Below are 22,372 nucleotides of genomic sequence, written 5' to 3' on the forward strand. Positions count from 1 at the left end.
GTGACGTGGGGGCATCCAGCCGGTCGCGAAGGACGCGGCTGATATGCTCATCGGCGAAACAGACATCCTTTAACCATCCGTCCTGTGAGACGGGGAAGGAGGTCAGGCTCGTGGCTCGAATAGTGCTGCAGGACTCTGACATCACCCGAGCGTTGACTCGGATCTCCCACGAGATCCTCGAGTCCAATCGGGGGGCCGACGACCTCGTGATCCTCGGGATCCCGACCCGCGGAGTCATCCTCGCCGATCGGATCGGCGCGCAGATCCGCCAGATCGAGACCGGAGCTCCGGCAGATCTCGTGGGCTCTCTCGACGTCACCATGTATCGCGACGATCTCGCGCATCACCCGACCCGGGCGCCGCAGCCCACGCGCGTTCCCGCAGGGGGGATCGACGGCAAGACGGTCGTGCTCGTCGACGACGTCTTGTACTCCGGACGCACCATCCGCGCCGCGCTCGACGCCATCGGAGACCTCGGCCGACCCCGCGCCGTGCGTCTGGCGGTGCTCGTCGACCGCGGTCACCGCGAACTTCCCATCAGAGCCGACTTCGTGGGCAAGAACCTGCCCAGCTCCACCGACGAGCGCATCAACGTCCGTCTCGCCGAGATCGACGGCAGCGAAGAGGTCAGCATCGACCTCGCGACAGGAGTCGGCGCATGAGGCACCTGCTCTCGACCCGAGACCTGATCCGGGATGACGCCATCGGCCTGCTCGACATCGCAGAAGACATGAGCGAGGTGCAGAACCGCGAGGTCAAGAAGCTTCCCACTCTGCGCGGCAAGACGGTCGTGAACCTCTTCTTCGAGGACTCCACCCGCACCCGCACCTCGTTCGAGGTGGCTGCGAAGCGCCTCTCGGCCGATGTCATCAACTTCTCGGCCAAGGGGTCGAGCGTGTCGAAAGGCGAGAGCCTGAAAGACACGGCACAGACCCTCGCCGCGATGGGAGCCGACGGCGTCGTCATCCGACACTCCGCATCCGGCGCCCCGCAGGTGCTCGCTCAGAGCGGCTGGATCGATGCCGGCGTGGTCAACGCGGGCGACGGCACCCACGAGCATCCGACCCAGGCTCTGCTCGACGCATTCACGATGAGGCGGCGCATCCACGGCGACGCCGCGCGCGGTCGCGACCTCGACGGCGTGAGCGTGATGATCGTCGGCGACGTTCTGCACTCCCGGGTAGCGCGTTCCAACCTCTGGCTCCTCGAGACCCTCGGAGCCCACGTCACCTTCGTGGCGCCGGCCACTCTGGTTCCCGTCGGAGCGTCGACGTGGCCGGCGGACATCCGGTACGACCTCGACGCGGCCCTCGCGGAGGTGCGGCCGGACGTCGTGATGATGCTGCGCATCCAGCAGGAGCGCATGAACGCCGCATTCTTTCCCACGACCCGCGAATACGCGCGGCAGTGGGGCCTCGACGACGAGCGTCTGCTGGCCCTGCGCCCCGATAGCATTGTGATGCACCCCGGGCCCATGAACCGTGGACTCGAGATCTCGTCTCGGGCAGCCGACTCGGCACAGTCCACCGTCATCGAGCAGGTGGCCAACGGGGTGTCGATCCGCATGGCCGTGTTGTATTCATTGCTGTCCGGCGACCGGGAGGCCAGATCATGACAACGACCCTGATCAATGGGGCGACACTGCCCGACGGAACCACGACCGATCTTCTGATCGCAGACGGCGTGATCGCCGAGCGCGGGGCCGGGCTCACCGCGCCCGCCGGCGCGCGCGTTCTGGATGCCGCGGGCCTGGTCGCGCTCCCGGGTCTCGTCGATCTGCACACACACCTTCGCGAGCCCGGATTCGAACAGAGCGAGACCGTGCTGTCGGGAACGCGGGCCGCGGCGGCGGGCGGCTTCACCGCCGTGTTCGCCATGGCCAACACGATGCCCGTCTCAGACACCGCCGGGGTCGTCGAGCAGGTGCAGGCTCTGGGAGACGCAGCGGGGTACGCCACGGTGCGCCCCATCGGCGCCGTCACCGTCGGCCTCGCGGGGGAGCGACTCTCGGAGATCGGTGCGATGGCGAACTCCCGCGCCGGCGTGAGGGTGTTCTCCGACGACGGCAAGTGCGTTCACGACTCGCTGCTGATGCGACGCGCCCTCGAGTATGTGAAGACCTTCGACGGCGTCGTGGCCCAGCACGCCCAGGATCCGCGGCTGACCGAGAACGCGCAGATGAACGAGGGCGCTCTCTCGAGCGAGCTCGGACTCAAGGGCTGGCCGGCCGTCGCCGAGGAGTCGATCATCGCCCGCGATGTACTGCTCGCCGAGCACGTCGGAGCGCGTCTTCACATCTGCCACCTGTCGACGGCAGGCTCGGTCGACGTGGTGCGCTGGGCCAAGGCCCGCGGCATCGAGGTCACGGCGGAGGTCACGCCGCATCACCTCCTGCTCACCGAGGAACTGATCCGCAGCTACGACGCGCGCTACAAGGTGAACCCACCGCTTCGTCGCGACGACGACGTACGTGCGCTCCGCGAGGGTCTGGTCGACGGCACGATCGACATCGTGGCCACCGACCACGCGCCGCATCCAGAGGAGTCGAAGGACTGCGAGTGGGACCACGCGTCGTTCGGCATGGTGGGCCTCGAGTCCGCGCTGTCCGTCGTGCAGGCCTCGATGGTCGACACCGGCCTCTTCGGCTGGGCGGATGTCGCTCGCGTGCTCTCGCACACACCGGCCGCGATCGGCCGGCTCGAGGGTCACAGCCACTCGTTCGAGATCGGTGCGAGTGCCAACCTCGTACTGCTCGACCCTGCCTCGTCGAGCACCTTCTCGATAGACAGACTCGCGGGCAAGAGCCACAACTCGCCGTACCTCGGAATGACCCTTCCCGGATCGGTGCGGCACACCTTCCACCGCGGATACCCGACGGTGCTCGACGGCGTCGTCGTGGAAGCATCCGAGGTCGCGGCCGCAGCCCTCGCGGGGGTGTCCCGTGGATAGGATCCTGCCCGGTTCGATCATCATCGTCGGAGTCATCGGACTCCTGATCCTCATGGTGCTCGGGTGGCGCGCCCGCGGCCGCCGCCAGTCGGCCCTCTCGACCGCGGCCGTTCCCACCGACGAGTTGCTCGGCGAGCTGCGTGTCGCCGTCACCGGTCTCTACGTCTCGACCACGACCGCCGGGGCGCCCCTCGACAGAGTCACGCTGCCCGGCCTCGGTTTTCGGGGCCGCGCAGCGGTGTCCGTCTTCGACGCCGGGGTCGTCATCGCCGTGACCGGCGAGCCGCAGATCTTCGTCGCAGCCGATCGCATCCGCTCGGTCGGCACCTCGACCTGGACGATCGACAGGGTGGTGGAAGAGGGCGGCCTCGTCCGCCTCGACTGGACCCTCGAATCCGCATCTGCCATGCCGTCCGCCGATGTCGAGAGCTTCTTCCGCATCGAGAATCCCCAACAGAGTTCCCGCCTCATCGAGGCGATCACCGCACTCGCGCCGTCGAACGGCCCCGCCAACCCCGACCAGGAAGGATCCCTCGCGTGATCTCAACAGAACCCGCCGTCCTCGTACTCGAAGACGGCAAGCGCTACGCAGGTCGCGCCTACGGCGCCCGCGGACGCACTCTGGGAGAGGCCGTCTTCGCCACCGGCATGACCGGATACCAGGAGACCCTCAGCGATCCGTCGTACGCCGGCCAGATCGTTCTGCAGACCGCGCCGCACATCGGCAACACGGGCACGAACGATGACGACCTCGAATCCGCGAAGATCTGGGTCGCGGGGTACGTGGTGCGCGATCCCTCTCGCATGGTCTCGAACTTCCGCGCCACCCGCAGCCTCGACGACGACCTCGTCTCCGGCGGCATCGTCGGCATCTCCGGCGTCGACACTCGGGCTATCACTCGGCACCTCCGCTCACTCGGGGCCATGCGCGCCGGAATCTTCTCTGGCGACGACTTCGAGCTGAGCGATTCGGAACAGCTCGCCATCGTGCGCGACGCCGAGGACATGGCCGGACGCAACCTCTCCAAAGAGGTGTCGACCCCCGAGCGGTACACGATCGACGCGGTGGGGGAGCGCATCGGAAGCGTCGCCGTCCTCGACCTCGGTGTGAAGACCTCGACGTTGCGCTATCTCGCTCAGCGCGGCTTCGATGTCGTCGTCCTGCCCGAGTCGGTAACGACAGAGGAGGTCGTGGCCCTCGAGCCGAGTGCCCTCTTCTACTCGAACGGACCCGGCGACCCCGAGGCATCCGAACGCCACGTGCAGCTGCTGCGCGACGTTCTCGCCGAGAAGATCCCGTACTTCGGCATCTGCTTCGGAAACCAGCTCCTCGGGCGTGCCCTCGGCTTCGGCACCTACAAGCTGCCCTTCGGTCACCGCGGAATCAATCAGCCCGTGCTCGACAAGACCACCGGCAGGGTCGAGATCACCAGCCAGAACCATGGCTTCGCCGTGGATGCGCCGCGCGAGGGCGTCGTCGACAGCCCGGCCGGCTTCGGCCGTGTCGAGGTCAGCCACCTCAGCCTGAACGACAACGTGGTGGAGGGCATCCGCTGCCTCGACATCGACGCGTTCAGCGTTCAGTACCACCCCGAGGCGGCTGCAGGTCCGCACGACTCCATGTACCTCTTCGATCGCTTCCGCGACATGGTGCTCGCGATCGACAAGGGCGAGCCGCAGACAGAGATCCACTCCATCATCGACGGGAAGAACCAGTAATGCCTCGCAGGGAAGACATCAAGAGCGTCCTGGTCATCGGCTCCGGGCCGATCGTCATCGGCCAGGCGTGCGAGTTCGACTACTCCGGAACCCAGGCGTGCCGCGTCCTCCGCGAGGAGGGCGTGCGCGTCATCCTGGTGAACTCGAACCCGGCCACGATCATGACCGACCCGGACTTCGCCGATGCGACCTACATCGAGCCCATCACCTGGCAGGTCATCGAGACCATCATCGCCAAAGAGAAGCCCGACGCCATCCTGCCCACGCTGGGTGGCCAGACGGCGCTGAACGCGGCCATCGATCTGCACAAGCACGGCATCCTCGAGAAGTACGACGTCGAGCTCATCGGCGCCTCGTTCGAGGCGATCAACAAGGGCGAGGATCGGCAGATCTTCAAGCAGCTGGTCCTGGATGCCGGTGCCGATGTCGCCCGCTCCCACATCGCGCACACGGTCGAGGAGGCCGTGGAATTCGCCCTCGACCTCGGTTACCCCCTGGTCGTTCGACCCTCCTTCACCATGGGCGGGCTGGGATCCGGATTCGCCTACACCGAGACGGAGCTGCGCCGGATCGTCGGCGACGGTCTGCACCAGAGCCCCACCACCGAGGTGCTGCTCGAGGAGTCGATCCTCGGTTGGAAAGAATACGAGCTCGAGCTCATGCGCGACACGGCAGACAACACGGTCGTGGTGTGCTCGATCGAGAACGTCGACCCGGTCGGTGTGCACACCGGCGACTCGATCACGGTGGCGCCGGCGCTCACGCTGACCGACCGCGAGTACCAGAACATGCGCAACATCGGAATCGACATCATCAGGGCCGTCGGCGTCGACACGGGCGGCTGCAACATCCAGTTCGCCATCGACCCGGCGAACGGCCGGGTCATCGTCATCGAGATGAACCCCCGCGTCTCCCGCTCGAGCGCCCTCGCGTCCAAGGCCACCGGCTTCCCCATCGCCAAGATCGCCGCCAAACTGGCGATCGGGTACCACCTCGACGAGATCCCGAACGACATCACCAAGGTGACGCCCGCGTCGTTCGAGCCGACGCTCGACTACGTGGTCGTCAAGGTTCCCCGTTTCGCCTTCGAGAAGTTCCCCGCCGCCGACACGACGCTGACCACGACCATGAAGTCGGTCGGCGAGGCGATGGCCATCGGCCGCAACTACACGCAGGCCCTGCAGAAGGCTCTGCGGTCGCTCGAGAAGCGCGGCTCGTCGTTCCACTGGGAGCCACTCGACGCATCCAAAGACGAGCTTCTGGCCCTGGCCAGCGTGCCCACCGACGGCCGTATCGTCACCGTGCAGCAAGCGCTTCGCGCCGGTGCGACGGCCGAGGAGGCCTTCGAGGCCACGAAGATCGACCCCTGGTTCATCGACCAGATCGTGCTCATCAACGAGGTGGCCGAGGCCATCGCCTCCAGTGAGAACGCCGACACGAACATGTTCCTCCTCGCGAAGGAGCACGGATTCTCCGACGCCCAGATCGCCGCCCTCCGCGGCTTCGGCGAGAAGGAGGTGCGCGAGGTCCGCCATATCCTCGGCGTGCGTCCCGTGTTCAAGACGGTCGACACGTGCGCGGGGGAGTTCCCTGCGCTCACGCCGTATCACTACTCGAGCTACGACCAGGAGACGGAGGTCGAGCCCTCCGAACGCCGCAAGGTCGTCATCCTGGGTTCGGGCCCGAACCGCATCGGCCAGGGAGTCGAGTTCGACTACTCCTGCGTGCACGCGTCGTTCGCCCTGAGCGACGCGGGCTTCGAGACGATCATGATCAACTGCAACCCCGAGACCGTGTCGACCGACTACGACACGAGCGACCGGCTGTACTTCGAGCCGCTTACGCTCGAAGACGTGCTCGAGGTCATTCACGCCGAGAGCCAGTCCGGCGAACTCGTCGGCGTCGTGGTGCAGTTGGGCGGCCAGACCGCCCTCGGCCTCGCGAAGGGACTCAAGGCAGCGGGAGTCCCGATCCTCGGCACCACGCCCGAGGCCATCGACCTCGCAGAAGAACGCGGACTCTTCTCGAAGATCCTCGACGACGCCAATCTCCTGGCCCCGAAGAACGGAACGGCGAGCGACTTCACCGGCGCCGTCACCATCGCCGAAGACATCGGATACCCGGTTCTCGTACGCCCGTCCTACGTGCTGGGCGGCAGAGGCATGGAGATCGTCTACGACTCTCCCTCGCTCGAGGACTACTTCTCGCGCATGGCCGGTCAGGGAATCATCGATCCGAGCCACCCGCTGCTCGTCGACCGGTTCCTCGACGACGCGATCGAGATCGATGTCGACGCGCTCTACGACGGCCACGAGCTCTACGTCGGCGGCATCATGGAGCACATCGAGGAGGCGGGCATCCACTCCGGCGACTCGAGCTGCACACTGCCCCCGGTCACCCTCGGCCGAGAGGTGATCGATCGCGTGCGCATCGCGACGCTCGCCATCGCCCAGGGCATCGGTGTGCAGGGCCTGCTCAACGTGCAGTTCGCCATCGGTCAGGGCATCCTCTACGTTCTGGAGGCCAACCCGCGTGCGTCGCGCACCGTGCCGTTCGTCGCGAAGGCTCTGGGAATTCCGCTCGCCAAGGCAGCGTCGCGCATCATGGTGGGTTCGACGATCGCCGAGCTGAAGGACGAGGGCATGCTGCCCGTCGTCGACGGCTCGATCGTGCCCATGGACTCGCCGATCGCCGTCAAGGAGGCCGTGCTCCCGTTCAAGCGCTTCCGCACGAAAGACGGGCTGATCGTCGACTCGCTGCTCGGCCCGGAGATGCGCTCCACGGGCGAGGTCATGGGTATCGACCGCGACTTCCCTCGCGCGTTCGCCAAGAGCCAGGAAGCGGCGTACGGCGGCCTGCCGACATCGGGCACGGTCTTCGTCTCGGTCTCCGATCGCGACAAGCGTGCCATCGTGCTGCCCGTGCTCCGACTGCTCGAGCTGGGCTTCGACATCCTCGCGACGGCGGGAACCGCCGAGGTCCTCAACCGCAATGGCATCACCGCCCGCATCGTGCGCAAGTACAGCGAGGGAGCCTCGACCGATGGCGATGAGCCGACGGTGGTCGATCTCATCAACCGCAACGAGGTCGACATCGTCGTGAACACCCCCAGCGGGTCGAGCGCGCGAGCCGACGGATACGAGATCCGGGCGGCGGCCGTGGCGGCCGACAAGCCCCTCTTCACGACCATCGCCCAGCTGGGTGCGGCGGTCGCGTCGTTCGAGGCGACCCGGGAGGGCTTCGACGTGTCGAGCCTGCAGGAATACGCCATCGCCAGGGCCGGACGCCTGTGACCCGCACGTTCGGCCAGCGCCTGCACGAGAGCATCGACCAGCTCGGTCCGCTGTGCGTGGGCATCGATCCCCACGGTTTCCTCCTGGATGCCTGGGGTCTGCCCCGCACGGCCGCCGGCCTGCGCGAGTTCGGGTTGAGGGTGATCGATGCCGCGAGCGGCACGATCGGAATCGTCAAGCCGCAGGTCGCCTTCTTCGAGGTGTTCGGTTCGGCCGGATTCTCCGCACTCGAAGAGGTGCTGGCGGCTGCACGTGCCGCCGGGCTGATCGTGATCGCCGATGCGAAGCGCGGCGACATCGGGTCGAGCGTCGAGGCATACGGCGACGCCTGGCTCACGCCGGGCTCTCCGCTCGAAGCCGACGCCGTCACCCTGGCGGCGTACACGGGAACGGGCGCACTCGCCGGAGTCTTCGATCTCGCTGAGCGTCACGGCAAGGGCGCGTTCGTGCTCGCCGCCACCTCGAATCCGGAGTCGCAGACGCTGCAGACCGCGACGGTGACCGGGGGAGAACGAGCGGGTCTCAGCGTCGCCGGTCTCGTCGCAGCCGAGATAGACGAGTGGAACCGCTCACACGAATCCCGTTGCGACGGCGAGGGCCGCGAACTCGGTAGCATCGGAGTCGTGCTCGGTGCGACGAAGAACCTTCTCGACTACGGCGTCGACGCGCTCTCGCTCGGCGAGGCGACTCCGCTGATGCCCGTTCTCGCACCGGGTTTCGGGCACCAGGGCGCTCGCTTCGACGACATCCGCTCGATCTACGGGCCCCTCTCGGCCGGCACCGTCGTGAGCACATCGAGGGCCGCCCTCGCCGCCGGGCCCTCCGCCCTCAGAGACACGCTCGCCGATCAGTCGGCCCAACTAGCCGGAGCCCTGTCATGACCGTTCCCGACGTCGATCGTGCGGCCGGATCCCGGGCGGCCATCGCCGCTCGACGTGCCCGCGCAGCCATCAAGAAGGCGGTGACCGAGCAGCGCCGCAGCGCGACCGGTGTTCTCGACCGCGCCTCGAAGCATCCAGACAGCCTCGAGGCCGGCATGCGCGTCACGGAGCTGCTTCAGGGAATCCCTGGACTCGGCCGCGTTCGGATCGAGCGGGTCATCGAGCGACTGTCGATCTCACCCAGCAAGCGTCTGGGTGGCCTCGGCGCGCTTCAGCGTGATCGTCTGCGGGCCTACCTCGAGAAACGCGCGCCCTTCTCCGGCGATGAGAACGCGTCGCGACTGGTCGTGCTCGCCGGTCCCACGGCCGTCGGCAAAGGCACTGTCTCGACATGGATCCGGGAGAACGTGCCGGGCGTGCTGCTCTCGGTCTCGGCCACGACCAGGGCCCCGAGACCGGGGGAGATCGACGGCGTCAGCTACTACTTCGTCGACGACGCCGAGTTCGATCGCATGATCGCTGCCGGCGAGTTCCTCGAATGGGCCGTCGTGCACAACTCCTCGCGCTACGGCACCCCGCGCGCACCGATCGACGAGGCGCTGGCACAGGGCAAGAGCGTGCTGCTCGAGATCGACATCCAGGGTGCACGTCAGGTACGCGAGGCTATGCCCGAGGCCCGACTCGTGTTCCTGTTGCCTCCGAGCTGGGGAGAACTCGTGCGACGGCTCACCGGCCGCGGTACGGAGACGGCCGAGGAGCAGGAGCGTCGATTGGCGACGGCCGAGGTCGAATTGGCCGCGCAGAACGAGTTCGACTACCTGATCGTCAACAACGATGTCGAGACAGCCGCACGCGACGTCGTGGAGCTCATGAAGTGAATCCGAGAGATTAGCGGCTTATTCGAGGTAGACTTGTCTACTTGTGCACGGTGAACCCCGCACGATCACCGCACGATCTTTTCTCAATCCGGCCGGCGAGGCCACTCAAGGAGTATCACCATGGTCAACAGGGCTCAGGGCATCATCGATCCCCCCATCGACGAACTGCTGTCGAAGGTTGAATCCAAGTACGCGCTCGTGATCTTCGCATCGAAGCGCGCCCGACAGATCAACGACTACTACGCCGACCTGCACGAGGGAAGCCTCTTCGACAACGTCGGACCCCTGGTCGACTCGACGATCGACGACAAGCCCCTCTCGGTCGCGATGCACGAGATCAACGAGGACAAGCTCACGGTCAAGCCGATCGCGGCAACCGAATAGCAGCAGCGAATGCAGGTCCGTTCCCCGGGCTGTCGTCGGGCCAGCGCCCGAACGGCCGGGGAGCGGATTCGTTCGTTAAGGGCGCGAGCATGCATGGCGAAGGGGCAGGACTGACGTGACACACCCGCAGAAGCGGCTGCGCATCGTGGTGGGAATCACCGGTGGCATCGCGGCGTACAAGGCCGTGGGCGTCGTGCGCGCCTTCGTCTTGGCCGGTCACGACGTGCAGGTCGTCGCCACCGAGCACGCCCTGCGCTTCGTCGGCAAGCCGACACTCGAGGCGATCTCCCGCAACGTCGTGCACACCGACCTCTACGAGGCGGTGTCGGAGGTACGACACGTGTCGATCGGCCAGTCGGCCGACCTCATCGTCATCGCCCCGGCCACGGCGAATTCGCTCGCCAAGATGGCGGCCGGTCTCGCCGACGATCTGCTCGGCAACACCGTGCTCGCCTCGAAGGCGCCGATCGTCGTGGCTCCCGCGATGCACACCGAGATGTGGCAGAACCCGGCCACCGTGGCGAATGCCGCCCTTCTGGCCTCCCGCGGCATCCACTTCGTCGGGCCGACGAGCGGCCAGCTCACGGGCGCCGATTCCGGTGCCGGTCGGATGGCCGAGGTCGACGACATCGTCGCCGCATCCCTGGCCGTCGCCGCGGCCGCACACCCGGAACCCCGCCGCGATCTCGACGGGGTGCGTGTGCTCATCACCGCCGGCGGAACCCGCGAGCCACTCGACCCCGTGCGCTTCATCGGCAATCGCTCGAGCGGTCGGCAGGGTGCGGCGCTGGCCGAGGTGGCGCTCGCCCGAGGTGCGCAGGTGACCCTGATCGCGGCCCACGTCGAGGTACCGCTTCCCGGCGGGGCCACCGTCGTGTCGGTCGAGACGACAGCCCAGCTGGCCGACGCCGTCGAGGCGCACACTCGCGGGAACGACATCGTCATCATGGCGGCGGCGGTTGCCGATTACAGGCCGGCCACCGTGTCGAACGCCAAGATCAAGAAAGAGACCGTCGGCGACACGTTGACGCTCGAACTCGTCAAGAATCCCGACATCCTCGCCGGCGTCGCAGCGCGTGCCTCCGCCGACCAGCTCGTCGTGGGCTTCGCCGCCGAGACGGCCGATACCGATGAGGCCCTGCTCGAACTGGGGCGGGCCAAGATCACGCGCAAGGGCTGCGACTATCTCGTGGTCAATCGGGTCGGCTGGAACGAGGGCTTCGCCACGCAAGGAAACACGGTCATGGTCCTCGACCGGGCCGGGTCTATAGTGATCGAGGCCCAGGGCAGCAAGCTGTCGGTGGCCGATGAGATCCTGTCTGTGCTGGCCGAGCGACTGCCCGAAGACATGCACCGCACCCCCTCAGACCTCCCTGGAGCACCATGACGAGCCTTCGCCTCTTCACGTCCGAGTCCGTCACCGAAGGACACCCCGACAAGATCTGCGATCAGATCTCCGACAGCATCCTCGACGCCCTCCTCGAGGTAGATCCCGCGAGCCGGGTCGCCGTCGAGACCCTCGTGACCACAGGCCTCGTGCACGTCGCGGGCGAGGTCACGACCTCCGGCTACGTCGACATCCCCACGATCGTGCGCGACACGGTGTCGTCGATCGGCTACACGTCGAGCGACGTCGGGTTCGACGGCGCGAGCTGCGGAGTATCTGTCTCGATCGGCGCCCAATCGCCCGAGATCGCCGCCGGCGTCGACAACGCCTGGGAGAACCGACAGGGCGAGACGCGCACCGACCCGTTCGACCTGCAGGGTGCCGGCGATCAGGGCATCATGTTCGGCTTCGCCACCACCGAGACCCCTCAGCTCATGCCGCTGCCCATCTGGCTCGCGCACCGACTGGCCGAGCGGCTCGCCGAGGTGCGCAAGTCCGGGGAGCTCGCCTATCTGCGTCCCGATGGCAAGACCCAGGTCACCATCGGCTACGAGGGCATCGTGCCGAAGACCATCGAGACGGTCGTGCTCTCGACCCAGCACACCGAGTCGGTGACGAACGCCGATCTGTTCCACGACATCGAAGAACTCGTCATCAAGCCGGTTCTGGCCGACAGCGATCTCGATTCCCGCTCCGCGGACTTGCTCATCAACCCCACCGGCAGATTCGTCGTCGGCGGTCCTCAGGGCGACGCCGGCCTCACGGGTCGCAAGATCATCGTCGACACCTACGGGGGAGCCTCGCGCCACGGCGGCGGAGCCTTCTCGGGCAAAGACCCGTCGAAGGTCGACCGCTCGGCCGCCTACGCCATGCGCTGGGTTGCCAAGAACGCGGTCGCCGCCGGCTTCGCCGACAGACTCGAGGTTCAGGTCGCCTATGCCATCGGCAAGGCCGCACCCGTCGGCCTCTACGTCGAGACCTTCGGAACCGGAAAGCTCCCCGACGACCAGATCATCGATGCCATCAACGAGGTCTTCGATCTTCGCCCGGCGGCCATCATCCAGCACCTCGATCTGCTGCGCCCCATCTACGGCGCGACGGCCACGTACGGTCACTTCGGTCGTGAGCTTCCCGACTTCACGTGGGAGAAGCTCGACCGTGTCGCAGACCTGCAGGCCGCCGCTCGCATCTAGGTGATGGCCGCGCAGACCGCGCCGGAGCAGCTGCTCATCGCGCGGGTGATGCTCGAATCGCCCCTTCCACAGCTCGACAGGCTCTTCGACTACGCCGTGCCACCCGCGTTGCGGGAGCAGGCGAAACCCGGCGTGCGCGTCAAAGTGCCCCTGCGGTCTGCCGGACGCATCGCGCGCGGCTACATCGTCGAGATCACCGAGGCCGTCGAGTACTCGGGAACCCTCAGCGAGATCGACGAGGTCACGTCGACGGTCCCCGTGCTGACGCCGGAGGTCTGGAATCTCGCCCGTCGTGTGTCGGAACGCGCAGCAGGAAGCGCGAGCGACGTGGTGCGCCTGGCCGTTCCTCCCCGTCAAGTGCGGGTCGAGAAGACCTGGCAGCTCGAGCAGCAGTCCGGCAATCCTCCCGTCGAGTACCGTGGGAATCCCACGGTGACCGGGTATGGCGAGCGCGTCGTCGACTCCGCTGTCGACTCGGGCGATCGCGTCGCCCTGGCCGCGATACCGGCCGTGCACGAGGTGTCTCCCGGCGTCTGGGTCGGACGGTGGGCCGTGACGCTCGCCGAAGCGGCAGCCCGCACGCTCGCGTCCGGGCGCAGCGCCATCGTCGCCGTTCCCGACTATCGCGATCAGCAACAGCTCATCGAAGCCCTCGCCGTTCTCGTGCCGCTCGACCGCATCTCACAGCTCGACGCGCGTCAGCCGAATGCCGACCGCTATCGCGCCTTCCTGCGCTGTCTCGAAGCGGCCCCACGCGTGATCGTGGGCAATCGCTCGGTCGTCTACGCTCCCGCATCAGATCTCGGCCTGATCGCGGTCTGGGACGACGCCGACCCCCTGCACAACGAGCCCCTGAGCCCGTATGCCTCCACCCGCGACGTCGCGCTGGTGCGCCAGGAGCAGTCCGGCTGCGCTCTGCTCTTCGCCTCGCACTCCCGCAGTACCTGGCTCGAGAGGCTCGTCGAGATCGGCTATGTGACGCCGCGTGCACCCGATCCCGCCGTCCTCCCGCACGTTGTCCCCACCGCAGACCAACCGGGCGCCGATGCCGCGGCTAACGCCCGCATTCCGTCCACGGCTTGGAACACCGCACGGCGCGCGCTCGAAGACGGGCCCGTTCTCGTTCAGGTGGCCCGACCGGGATACGCCCCGGTGCTCGCGTGCCAGGATTGCCGCACTCCCGCGCGCTGCCGCGTCTGCGAGGGCACCCTCCGTATCGGCGGCGCCCGGCAGACCCCGTCGTGCGAGCTATGCGGGGCGATCGCCGCCGACTGGCACTGCCGACACTGCGAATCCACGCGCATCCGACTCGTCACCGCCGGCACCGGCCGCACAGCCGAGGAGCTGGGCCGCGCGTTCCCCGGAACCCGCGTCATCGTCTCCGACGGGGAGAGGCCCCACCTCACGGTCGATGCGCGACCGGCGTTGGTCGTCGCCACTCGAGGGGCCGAGCCCGTGGCAGCCGGGGGATACCGAGCCGTCCTCCTCCTCGACGGCGAGCGCATGCTCGCTCGGGAGTCCCTGACCGTGGCCGAAGACTGCCTGCGCTGGTGGTCGAACGCCATCGCGCTGGCCGCTCCCCGCGCACCGGCCATCATCGTCGGCGTCGGAGGAGCCCTCGCCCGCGCACTCGTCACATGGAGCCAACACCGTTTCGCTGCGGCCGAACTGCCCGACAGGCGATCTCTGCGGTTTCCCCCCATGGTGCGGCTCGCCACGGTGACGGGGCGCCCCGAGACCGTCGAACAGGCCATCTCCACCCTGCCCGATTCGGTGGAGGGGCACGAATCAGCGACAATTGACGTGCTCGGCCCGGTCGACGCCGGCGACGGCCTCGTTCGTGCCACGATCCGCTTCGACTACGCGTTCGGGGCCGAGGTCGCCCGAAGTCTGCGCTCGTCGATCATCCGCAATTCCACCGGGCGAACGAAGCGTCAGACGAGCAAGGCGACCGGCACCAAGACCAGCTTCAGGCCTCCGCCTGTGCTCAGGGTTCGATTCGACGACACGGAGATCATGGAATGAAACTCGTCTTCGCCGGCACTCCCGCAGTGGCGCTGCCTACCCTCGACATTCTCGCCGCACGTCACGAGATCGTGTCGGTCATTACTCGTGAGGACGCCCCGCTCGGGCGCAAGCGCGTACTGACTCCCTCGCCCGTCGCGTCCCGGGCCTCCGAACTCGGCATTCCCACGATCCGGGCGAACAAACTCGACGACAACGTCACGAGGCAGGTATCCGATCTGCAGCCCGACCTCGGGGTGATCGTCGCGTACGGAGGGCTCGTTCGCAGCCCTCTGCTCGAGACGCCACGCCTCGGCTGGATCAACCTGCACTTCTCCCTGCTGCCCCGGTGGCGGGGTGCGGCACCGGTGCAGTGGTCGATCATGAGCGGCGACAGCGAGGCGGGGGCTTCGGTCTTCCAGTTGGTCGCCGCCCTCGATGCCGGTCCGGAGTTCGCGCGCCTCTCGCGGCCCATCGGAGCCCACGAGACCTCGGGCCACCTTCTCGAGGCGCTCTCCCACGAGGGAGCGGCACTCGCCGCGAAGGTCGTCGACGACCTCGAGGCCGGCACCGCCCGCTCCGAACCGCAGCAGGGCGAGGTCACGCTGGCCCCGAAGATCACCCTCGACCACGCCCGCATCGACTGGAGCGAGGCCGCCGACGTCGTATTCCGTCGCATCCGGGCCACGACGCCCGAGCCGGGCGCCTTCGCCGTCGTCGACGGCCTCAGACTCAAGATCCTGCGCGCAGCGCCCGCCTATGACACCGCGTCTCTCAGCCCCGGCTCGCTCGAGAACGACGGCGGCAGAATCCTCATCGGCACGGCGACGACGCCCATCGAGCTGCTGCAGGTGCACCCCGCCGGCAAGAAGCCGATGCCCGCGGCCGACTGGTGGCGCGGTCTCGCTCCAGCCCAGGCTCACGTCGCAGACACCCCCACTACGAACAGATTCGACACACCATGAACTCCAGGCCCCGCTCCTCTCAGATCGTGCAGCCGGCGCGCCGGATCGCCCTCGAGGTGATCACCGCCGTTCGTGAAGACGACGCCTACGCCAATCTGCTTCTGCCCACGAAGCTGGCACGCGCGAAGCTCCACACCAATGACGCCGCCCTGGCGACCGAGCTCACGTACGGCACGCTCCGCATGCGCGGCTACTACGACAGGGTCATCTCGCTGGCGGCCGGACGGCCGGTCGAGAAGATCGATCCTGCCGTTCTCGACGTGCTCGAACTCGCAACCCATCAACTGCTCGGAATGCGCACCGCCAGCCACGCCGCGGTCAACGAGTCCGTCGAACTCGCCCGCCTCGTGAGCTCCCGCTCGGCGACCGGCTTCGTCAATGGAGTCCTGCGCTCCATCACCCGGAGCGAACCCGAGGCGTGGCGCGAACGTGTGATCGCGGAGGCCAAAGACGACGATTCGCGTCTCGCCGCCGAATACTCGCACCCCACCTGGATCATCCGCGCGTTCCGTCGCTCGCTGTCGGCAGCGGGCGTGTCGGCCGATGCCCTCGACGACGAGCTGCGCGATCTTCTCGATTCCGACAACGTGCCGCCGAGACTGGGCCTCGTCGCTCTCCCCGGTCTGGCCGATCGCGACGAGATCGCCATTCCCGGCCGCCCGACGCGTCGTTCTCCCATCGGCTTCTCCGCCACCGGCGGAGACCCCAGCGACATCGCCGAGGTGCGTGCCGGCACGATCAGAGTGCAAGACGAGGGATCGCAGCTCGCGGCTCTCGCCCTGAGCCGCGCCGCATCGATCGCCCCGGGCGAGAAATGGCTCGACCTGTGCGCCGGCCCCGGGGGAAAGTCCGCGCTGCTGGCGGCCGAAGCACGTCTGGGCGGGGCCGTTCTCACGGCGAACGAGCCGGTTCCGGCCCGGGCACAACTCGTACGCAACGCCCTCGAAGCGCTCGACGATCCACCCGAGGTCCTGCAGCTCGACGGCACGACCATCGGCGCCCTGCACCCGGAGTCGTTCGACCGCATCCTGGTCGACGCGCCGTGCACCGGTCTGGGCGCCCTCCGGCGCCGGCCCGAAGCCCGCTGGCGTAAGAGCCCGCGCGATGTCGCCGACCTCGTGCAGTTGCAGGAGCGACTGATCGACTCCGCGGTCGACGCTCTGCGACCCGGCGGCATCCTCGCCTACGTGACCTGCTCACCCCATGTGGCCGAGACACGAGGCCAGGTGGCCGGCGCCCTCTCTCGGTGGGGAGATCGGCTCACAGCCCTCGACACCGGCACGGTGGTCGCGGAGATCTCCGGCGAGACCGGCGAGCGGGCGTCCGACGCGTCGCAGGTGCAGCTGTGGCCCCACATCGACGCGACCGACGCGATGTTCATCGCGCTCTTCCGCAAAGCCGCGTGACACCGTGAGCCGCCGTCGAACGCCCCGTCACGCTGGATAAGCTGAGGACCATGCCTGCGCGTATCAACCCCAGCATCCTGGCCGCCGACTTCGCCCACCTCGCAACGGAACTCGACCGCATCTCGTCGGCCGACGCGGTGCACGTCGACGTGATGGACAACCATTTCGTTCCGAACCTGACGTTCGGCATCCCTGTGGTCGAGCGCCTCCTCCAGGTCACCGAGCTTCCCCTCGACATGCACCTCATGATCACCGACGTCGACCGCTGGGCACCGACCTTCGCCGAGCTCGGCGTCTTCTCGGTCACCTTCCACGCCGAGGCCACCGACGAGCCCGTCGCTCTGGCCCGTCGTCTGCGCCAGATCGGTGCGCGGGCCGGTCTCGCGATCAAGCCCGGCACCCCCGTCGAGCCGTACCTCGAGGTGCTCGGAGAGTTCGATCAGCTTCTGGTCATGACGGTCGAACCGGGCTTCGGCGGGCAGTCGTTCATGCCCGAGACGATGTCCAAGCTCGTCGCGGCACGCGAGGTGGCCACGCGCAGCGGTCTCGACGTGTGGCTGCAGGTCGACGGCGGCATCAACGAGCAGACCATCGAGGTCGCCGCCAGGGCCGGCGCCGACACCTTCGTCGCGGGCTCGAGCGTGTTCGGCGCCGACGACGCGGGCGCTCAGGTGCAGCTGCTCCGCCAGAGGGCACTCGAGCACACCCACGTCGCCTAAACTCTTCACGTGAAGACTTTCGATGAGCTGTTCTCCGAGCTGAGCGCCAAGGCGCTCGAGCGCCCAGACGGTTCCGGCACTGTTCGCGAGCTCGACGCCGGGGTCCACTTCATCGGCAAGAAGATCGTCGAAGAGGCCGCCGAGGTCTGGATGGCGGCGGAATACGAGTCCGACGACGAGATGGCCGCGGAGATCTCCCAGCTGCTCTACCACCTCCAGGTGCTCCTCATCGCCAAGGGATTGACCCCGGCTGACGTCTACCGACATCTGTGAGCACGGCCGCATCCGTTCGTTCTCATAGCTCTTCAGACTGACGCCGGCTCTCGCCCGCCAGTCGACAATTCGAAAGACTCTTATGCTCAAGATCGCGGTGCCCAACAAGGGCTCCCTGTCCGAAACCGCCGTTCAGATGCTCGCCGAATCGGGGTATCAGACCCGACGCGACACGCGCGAGCTGCACCTCGTCGATGAGCGGAACGGAGTGGAGTTCTTCTACCTGCGCCCCCGCGACATCGCCACGTACGTGGGCAGCGGCGCTCTCGACATCGGTATCACCGGGCGCGACCTGCTCCTCGACTCCGAGTCGCCCGCCAAGGAGATCGCCTCCCTGCAGTTCGGCGAGTCGACGTTCCGCTTCGCGGGGCCGGATGGCGGCTTCGCCGGCGTGTCCGAACTCGAGGGCCGGCGGGTCGCGACGAGCTACCCCGGACTCGTCAAGGCGTTCCTGGCTCAGCACTCCGTCTCGGCGACGCTCGTGCGCCTCGACGGCGCGGTGGAATCTGCCGTTCGTCTCGGCGTGGCCGACGCCGTCGCCGATGTCGTGTCGACCGGCTCGACTCTCAAGAAGGCCGGTCTCACGATCTTCGGCCCCGTGATCCTCGAATCCTCAGCCGTGGTCATCTCGTCGGGCATCGACAAGCCCGGCGCCGATACCCTCTTGCGTCGGCTGCAGGGCGTGCTGGTCGCCCGTCAATACGTGCTGATGGACTACGACGTACCGCTGGCGAAGCTCGATGCGGCGGCTGCGATCACGCCGGGCCTCGAGTCACCCACCATCTCGCCGCTGCGCGACCCCGACTGGGTCGCCGTACGGTCGATGGTGCCGCTCGCAGACACCAACCACGTGATGGACGCGCTGTACGACGTCGGCGCGCGCGCGATCCTGGTCAGCCCCATCCACGCCGCCCGGATCTGACCGTGAGCGTCGCCATCCGGGTGATTCCGTGCCTCGACGTGGCCGCCGGTCGCGTCGTCAAGGGCGTCAAATTCGAGAACCTCCGCGACGCGGGCGATCCGGTCGAGCTGGCGCGTATCTACGCGGAGCAGGGGGCCGACGAGTTGACCTTCCTCGATGTGACCGCCACGGTCGACGATCGCTCGACGACCTACGACGTGGTGCGAAAGACCGCGGAGCAGGTCTTCATTCCGTTGACGGTCGGCGGGGGAGTGCGCTCGACCGACGACGTGGCGAGACTCCTCGCATCCGGCGCGGACAAGATCGGCGTGAACAGCGCCGCCATCGCCAGGCCCGCGTTGATCGACGAGATCGCCGACAGGTTCGGAGCGCAGGTGATCGTGCTGTCGCTCGACGTCAAGCGCAGCGACACCGTGCCATCCGGTTTCGTGGTGACGACGCACGGAGGCCGACGAGAGACGACACTCGACGCACTCGACTGGGCCGCCGAGGCCATCCAGCGCGGCGCGGGAGAACTGCTGGTCAACTCGATCGATGCCGATGGAACGAAGGACGGCTTCGACCTCGAGCTGATCGGCCTGATGCGCTCGATCAGCCGCGTGCCCGTGATCGCATCGGGAGGCGCTGGCCGTCTCGAGCACTTCCCCGAGGCCATCCGAGCGGGCGCCGACGCGGTGCTCGCCGCGAGCGTCTTCCACAATCGCGAGCTGACAATAGGCCAGGTCAAAGACGAACTGAGACAAGACGGGGCACTGATCCGATGACACAGACAGCAGACGACGTCGAGGCCGTCCTCGCTCGCGCGAACTTCGCTGCGGACGGCCTTCTCCCCGCGATCATCCAGCAGTGGGACACCAAGGACGTTCTTATGCTGGGGTACATGAACTCCGAAGCCCTGCGCCGCACTCTCACCGAGGGTCGCGTCACGTTCTGGTCTCGCTCACGCCAGGAATTCTGGAGGAAGGGCGACACCTCCGGCCACGCGCAGTACGTGCGCGCCGCGGCACTCGACTGCGACGACGACACTCTGCTGGTGCAGGTCGAGCAGATCGGGGCGGCCTGCCACACGGGTGCCAGGGCCTGCTTCGACGTCGATCCGCTCGATCCCGTCGTCGGCTCGGCCGGAGCCTCGGCATGATCGGCGGGCGCGTCGCGTCGACGACTCGGCAGGAGTTCGACGAACGTCTCGGCAGCCATCGTGTTCTGCCCGTGCTGCGAACCCTCTTCGCCGACGGAGAGACTCCCGTCGGCGTCTACCGCAAGCTCGCTCGAGGCCGGGCCGGCTCGTTCCTGCTCGAATCCGCCGGACAGGGCGGCGTCTGGTCACGGTTCTCGTTCATCGGCGTCTCGAGCTACGGGGTGCTCACCAGCGACGACGACCGGGCGGTCTGGGTCGACCTCGGTCTCTCGGAGTCGGAGGCGTTTCCCGATGGGCTGCCCGAACAGCCGCTCTCGGCCCTCTCCTCCCTCTTCCACACCTGGCAGACGCCCATGATCCCCGGCCACCCGCCTCTGACGGGGGGACTCGTCGGGTTCATCGGGTGGGAGACCATCCGGCAGATCGAGCATCTGCCACACCGCCCGCCCGCCGACTACTCCGTGCCCAGCCAGGCGATGGGATTCGTGCGCGACCTAGTCGTGATCGATCATCTGACGGGCACCGTGCAGCTGATCTCCGCCGTGCTCGCGGATCCTCGCGGCGACGCCGATGCACAATGGCGCGACGCGCAGTCCCGCCTCGACGACATGCAGGCCGAGCTGGCGAAACCCACCGACACCCGGCTCGACGACGCCGACTTCGATACGGTCGGCCAGCCCGTCGCACGCACCGAACGAGGCGATTTCCTCGACGCCATAGAGCGCGCCAAGGTGCACATCCGCGACGGCGACGTGTTCCAGGTGGTGATCTCGCAGCGGTTCGATCTCGAGACCTCCGCAGAACCCATCGACGTCTATCGGGTTCTGCGCACGCTGAATCCCAGTCCCTATCTCTATCTGCTGGCCCTCGAGCGCCCGGACGGCACCCCCTACACGATCGTCGGGTCGAGCCCCGAGGCTCTGGTCAAGGTCGACAACGGTCGCGCCTTCACTCACCCCATCGCGGGTTCGCGTCCGCGTGGCGCGACGGTCGAGCGCGACATCGAGCTGGAACACGAACTCCTCGGTGACGAGAAGGAGAAGTCGGAGCACCTCATGCTCGTCGACCTCGCCCGCAACGACCTCCTGAAGGTCTGCGTGGCGGGTTCCGTCGAGGTGACCGAGTTCATGCGCATCGAGCGCTTCAGCCACATCATGCACATCGTGTCCTCCGTCGAGGGCGTGATCCGGCCCGGAGTCACGGCGATTGACGTCTTCAGCGCGACCTTCCCCGCGGGCACCCTGTCGGGAGCACCCAAGCCCCGGGCTCTCCAGATCATCGACGACCTCGAGCCCGCCCAACGCGGCGTGTACGGGGGTGTCGTCGGCTACTTCGGCTTCGCCGGTGACGCGGATCTCGCCATCGCCATCCGCACCGCCACGATCGAGTCGGGCGTCGCCCACGTGCAGGCGGGTGGGGGATTGGTGGCAGACTCCGATCCGGATTCCGAGTTCCTCGAGTCGCAGAACAAGGCGGCAGCCCCTCTGCGGGCGGTCGCCATCGCGAACGCCATGCGACGGATTGTATGACGACCGCCGACAATGCGGCCACGCCGCCGAAGCAGGGATCCGCACGACTGAAGGGCCTGATGATCCTCGGCGTGCTCGCCGTGAGCGGCCTCGTCTTCCTCGCGTGGTCGCAGTCGTGGGGAACGCTCGGCGTCACGGTCGATGGCGGATCGACCCGCAGCCTCGACGTCCCCGGGGCGACCGCCGCGCCCGCCCTGGCCGCACTCGGCCTGGCCGGCCTGGCCAGCGCCGCAGCCCTCGCCATCGCCGGTCCTGTCATCCGTATCGTGCTCGGCGTCCTCCAGGTGCTCCTCGGTGCCAGCATCGTTCTCTCGGGCACCGGTCCGCTGGTCGACCCGGTCTCCTCGGGCGCGCCCGTGGTGACCACCGCGACGGGCGTCGCCGGAACCGAGTCGATCCGCACGATCGCGCGCAGCGAGGCCGTCACGGCCTGGCCCGTCGTCGCCATCCTGCTGGGCGTCTTGCTGGCCCTGCTCGGCGTCGCCGTGGCCGTCACGACGACCCGTTGGCCCGTCTCGGGCCGCCGCTATCAGGCAGTGCGTTTCGCCTCCGAAGACGGCCGCGTTCTCGACGCCGACGACCTGCTGGATCTCGACAGCGAGGAAGACGACGCCGGCTCGGCCTCGCCCCACGCCGACGAGAGTCCGGATGACGCGGCGGTGCGCCGGAAGGCAGCCTCGGTCGACAACTGGGACAGCCTGAGCCGGGGGACAGACCCTACCGCGTAGCGCG

Annotated in this window: 21 protein-coding genes; all 21 read left to right on the forward strand. The window is 67.7% G+C overall.

The features are described from left to right. Window positions 1–110 precede the first annotated feature (110 nt). The 21 genes from pyrR to ASE64_RS13355 all read left to right on the forward strand — a co-directional run bounded on the left by pyrR (window position 111) and on the right by ASE64_RS13355 (window position 22,368). Window positions 111–662, forward strand: coding sequence for a bifunctional pyr operon transcriptional regulator/uracil phosphoribosyltransferase PyrR (gene pyrR / locus ASE64_RS13255; protein ID WP_055781295.1), 552 nt, complete (start codon window positions 111–113; stop codon window positions 660–662). Continuing rightward, window positions 659–1,615 carry an aspartate carbamoyltransferase catalytic subunit gene (locus tag ASE64_RS13260; RefSeq protein WP_055781297.1) on the forward strand — a complete coding sequence of 319 codons (957 nt, stop codon included), beginning with the start codon at window positions 659–661 and terminating at the stop codon, window positions 1,613–1,615. The genes pyrR and ASE64_RS13260 overlap by 4 nt, the downstream gene beginning before the upstream one ends. Continuing rightward, window positions 1,612–2,949: a dihydroorotase gene (locus tag ASE64_RS13265; RefSeq protein ID WP_055781300.1), complete on the forward strand. Its 1,338-nt coding sequence runs from the start codon at window positions 1,612–1,614 to the stop codon at window positions 2,947–2,949. Before ASE64_RS13260 ends, ASE64_RS13265 begins: the two co-directional genes overlap by 4 nt. Next, window positions 2,942–3,490, forward strand: coding sequence for a PH-like domain-containing protein (locus ASE64_RS13270; RefSeq protein ID WP_055781303.1), 549 nt, complete (start codon window positions 2,942–2,944; stop codon window positions 3,488–3,490). Before ASE64_RS13265 ends, ASE64_RS13270 begins: the two co-directional genes overlap by 8 nt. Continuing rightward, window positions 3,487–4,668: a glutamine-hydrolyzing carbamoyl-phosphate synthase small subunit gene (gene carA / locus ASE64_RS13275; protein WP_082466282.1), complete on the forward strand. Its 1,182-nt coding sequence runs from the start codon at window positions 3,487–3,489 to the stop codon at window positions 4,666–4,668. Before ASE64_RS13270 ends, carA begins: the two co-directional genes overlap by 4 nt. Next, a complete protein-coding gene (carB, locus tag ASE64_RS13280; protein WP_055781307.1) occupies window positions 4,668–7,961 on the forward strand; it encodes a carbamoyl-phosphate synthase large subunit in 3,294 nt (1,097 codons plus the stop codon). Before carA ends, carB begins: the two co-directional genes overlap by 1 nt. After that, a complete protein-coding gene (gene pyrF / locus ASE64_RS13285; RefSeq protein WP_055781310.1) occupies window positions 7,958–8,842 on the forward strand; it encodes an orotidine-5'-phosphate decarboxylase in 885 nt (294 codons plus the stop codon). Before carB ends, pyrF begins: the two co-directional genes overlap by 4 nt. Further along, entirely contained in the window at window positions 8,839–9,720 is an 882-nt protein-coding gene (gene gmk, locus ASE64_RS13290; RefSeq protein ID WP_055781313.1) for a guanylate kinase, read from the forward strand. The genes pyrF and gmk overlap by 4 nt, the downstream gene beginning before the upstream one ends. 120 nt (window positions 9,721–9,840) lie before the next feature. Further along, complete coding sequence (gene rpoZ, locus ASE64_RS13295; protein ID WP_044438377.1) at window positions 9,841–10,104, forward strand: DNA-directed RNA polymerase subunit omega; 264 nt, start codon at window positions 9,841–9,843, stop codon at window positions 10,102–10,104. A 136-nt stretch (window positions 10,105–10,240) separates the two neighbouring features. Further along, on the forward strand, window positions 10,241–11,491 hold the full coding sequence (gene coaBC, locus ASE64_RS13300) for a bifunctional phosphopantothenoylcysteine decarboxylase/phosphopantothenate--cysteine ligase CoaBC (RefSeq protein ID WP_055782053.1): 1,251 nt from the start codon (window positions 10,241–10,243) through the stop codon (window positions 11,489–11,491). Further along, entirely contained in the window at window positions 11,488–12,684 is a 1,197-nt protein-coding gene (metK, locus tag ASE64_RS13305; protein WP_055781316.1) for a methionine adenosyltransferase, read from the forward strand. Before coaBC ends, metK begins: the two co-directional genes overlap by 4 nt. Window positions 12,685–12,687: 3 nt before the next feature. Continuing rightward, complete coding sequence (locus ASE64_RS13310) at window positions 12,688–14,709, forward strand: hypothetical protein (RefSeq protein WP_055782056.1); 2,022 nt, start codon at window positions 12,688–12,690, stop codon at window positions 14,707–14,709. Continuing rightward, on the forward strand, window positions 14,706–15,653 hold the full coding sequence (gene fmt / locus ASE64_RS13315; protein ID WP_055781319.1) for a methionyl-tRNA formyltransferase: 948 nt from the start codon (window positions 14,706–14,708) through the stop codon (window positions 15,651–15,653). The genes ASE64_RS13310 and fmt overlap by 4 nt, the downstream gene beginning before the upstream one ends. After that, window positions 15,650–17,059, forward strand: a complete 1,410-nt coding sequence (locus ASE64_RS13320; RefSeq protein ID WP_055781322.1) for an RsmB/NOP family class I SAM-dependent RNA methyltransferase — start codon at window positions 15,650–15,652, stop codon at window positions 17,057–17,059. The genes fmt and ASE64_RS13320 overlap by 4 nt, the downstream gene beginning before the upstream one ends. Window positions 17,060–17,109: 50 nt before the next feature. Further along, the gene (gene rpe / locus ASE64_RS13325; RefSeq protein ID WP_055781325.1) at window positions 17,110–17,778 is read left to right on the forward strand and encodes a ribulose-phosphate 3-epimerase; all 669 of its coding nucleotides are present in this window, start codon (window positions 17,110–17,112) and stop codon (window positions 17,776–17,778) included. Between the two features lie 9 nt (window positions 17,779–17,787). Then, entirely contained in the window at window positions 17,788–18,051 is a 264-nt protein-coding gene (locus ASE64_RS13330) for a phosphoribosyl-ATP diphosphatase (protein ID WP_044438370.1), read from the forward strand. 82 nt (window positions 18,052–18,133) lie between these two features. Further along, window positions 18,134–18,973: an ATP phosphoribosyltransferase gene (hisG, locus tag ASE64_RS13335; protein ID WP_055781328.1), complete on the forward strand. Its 840-nt coding sequence runs from the start codon at window positions 18,134–18,136 to the stop codon at window positions 18,971–18,973. Between the two features lie 2 nt (window positions 18,974–18,975). Then, entirely contained in the window at window positions 18,976–19,737 is a 762-nt protein-coding gene (gene hisF, locus ASE64_RS13340; RefSeq protein WP_055781329.1) for an imidazole glycerol phosphate synthase subunit HisF, read from the forward strand. Then, a complete protein-coding gene (gene hisI / locus ASE64_RS13345) occupies window positions 19,734–20,111 on the forward strand; it encodes a phosphoribosyl-AMP cyclohydrolase (protein ID WP_055781332.1) in 378 nt (125 codons plus the stop codon). The genes hisF and hisI overlap by 4 nt, the downstream gene beginning before the upstream one ends. Further along, entirely contained in the window at window positions 20,108–21,640 is a 1,533-nt protein-coding gene (locus ASE64_RS13350) for an anthranilate synthase component I (protein ID WP_055781334.1), read from the forward strand. Before hisI ends, ASE64_RS13350 begins: the two co-directional genes overlap by 4 nt. Continuing rightward, a complete protein-coding gene (locus tag ASE64_RS13355; RefSeq protein ID WP_055781337.1) occupies window positions 21,637–22,368 on the forward strand; it encodes a Trp biosynthesis-associated membrane protein in 732 nt (243 codons plus the stop codon). Before ASE64_RS13350 ends, ASE64_RS13355 begins: the two co-directional genes overlap by 4 nt. The last annotated feature ends 4 nt before the right edge of the window (window positions 22,369–22,372 follow it).

The sequence above is a fragment of the Agreia sp. Leaf210 genome, from assembly GCF_001421485.1.
GTDB lineage: Bacteria > Actinomycetota > Actinomycetes > Actinomycetales > Microbacteriaceae > Agreia.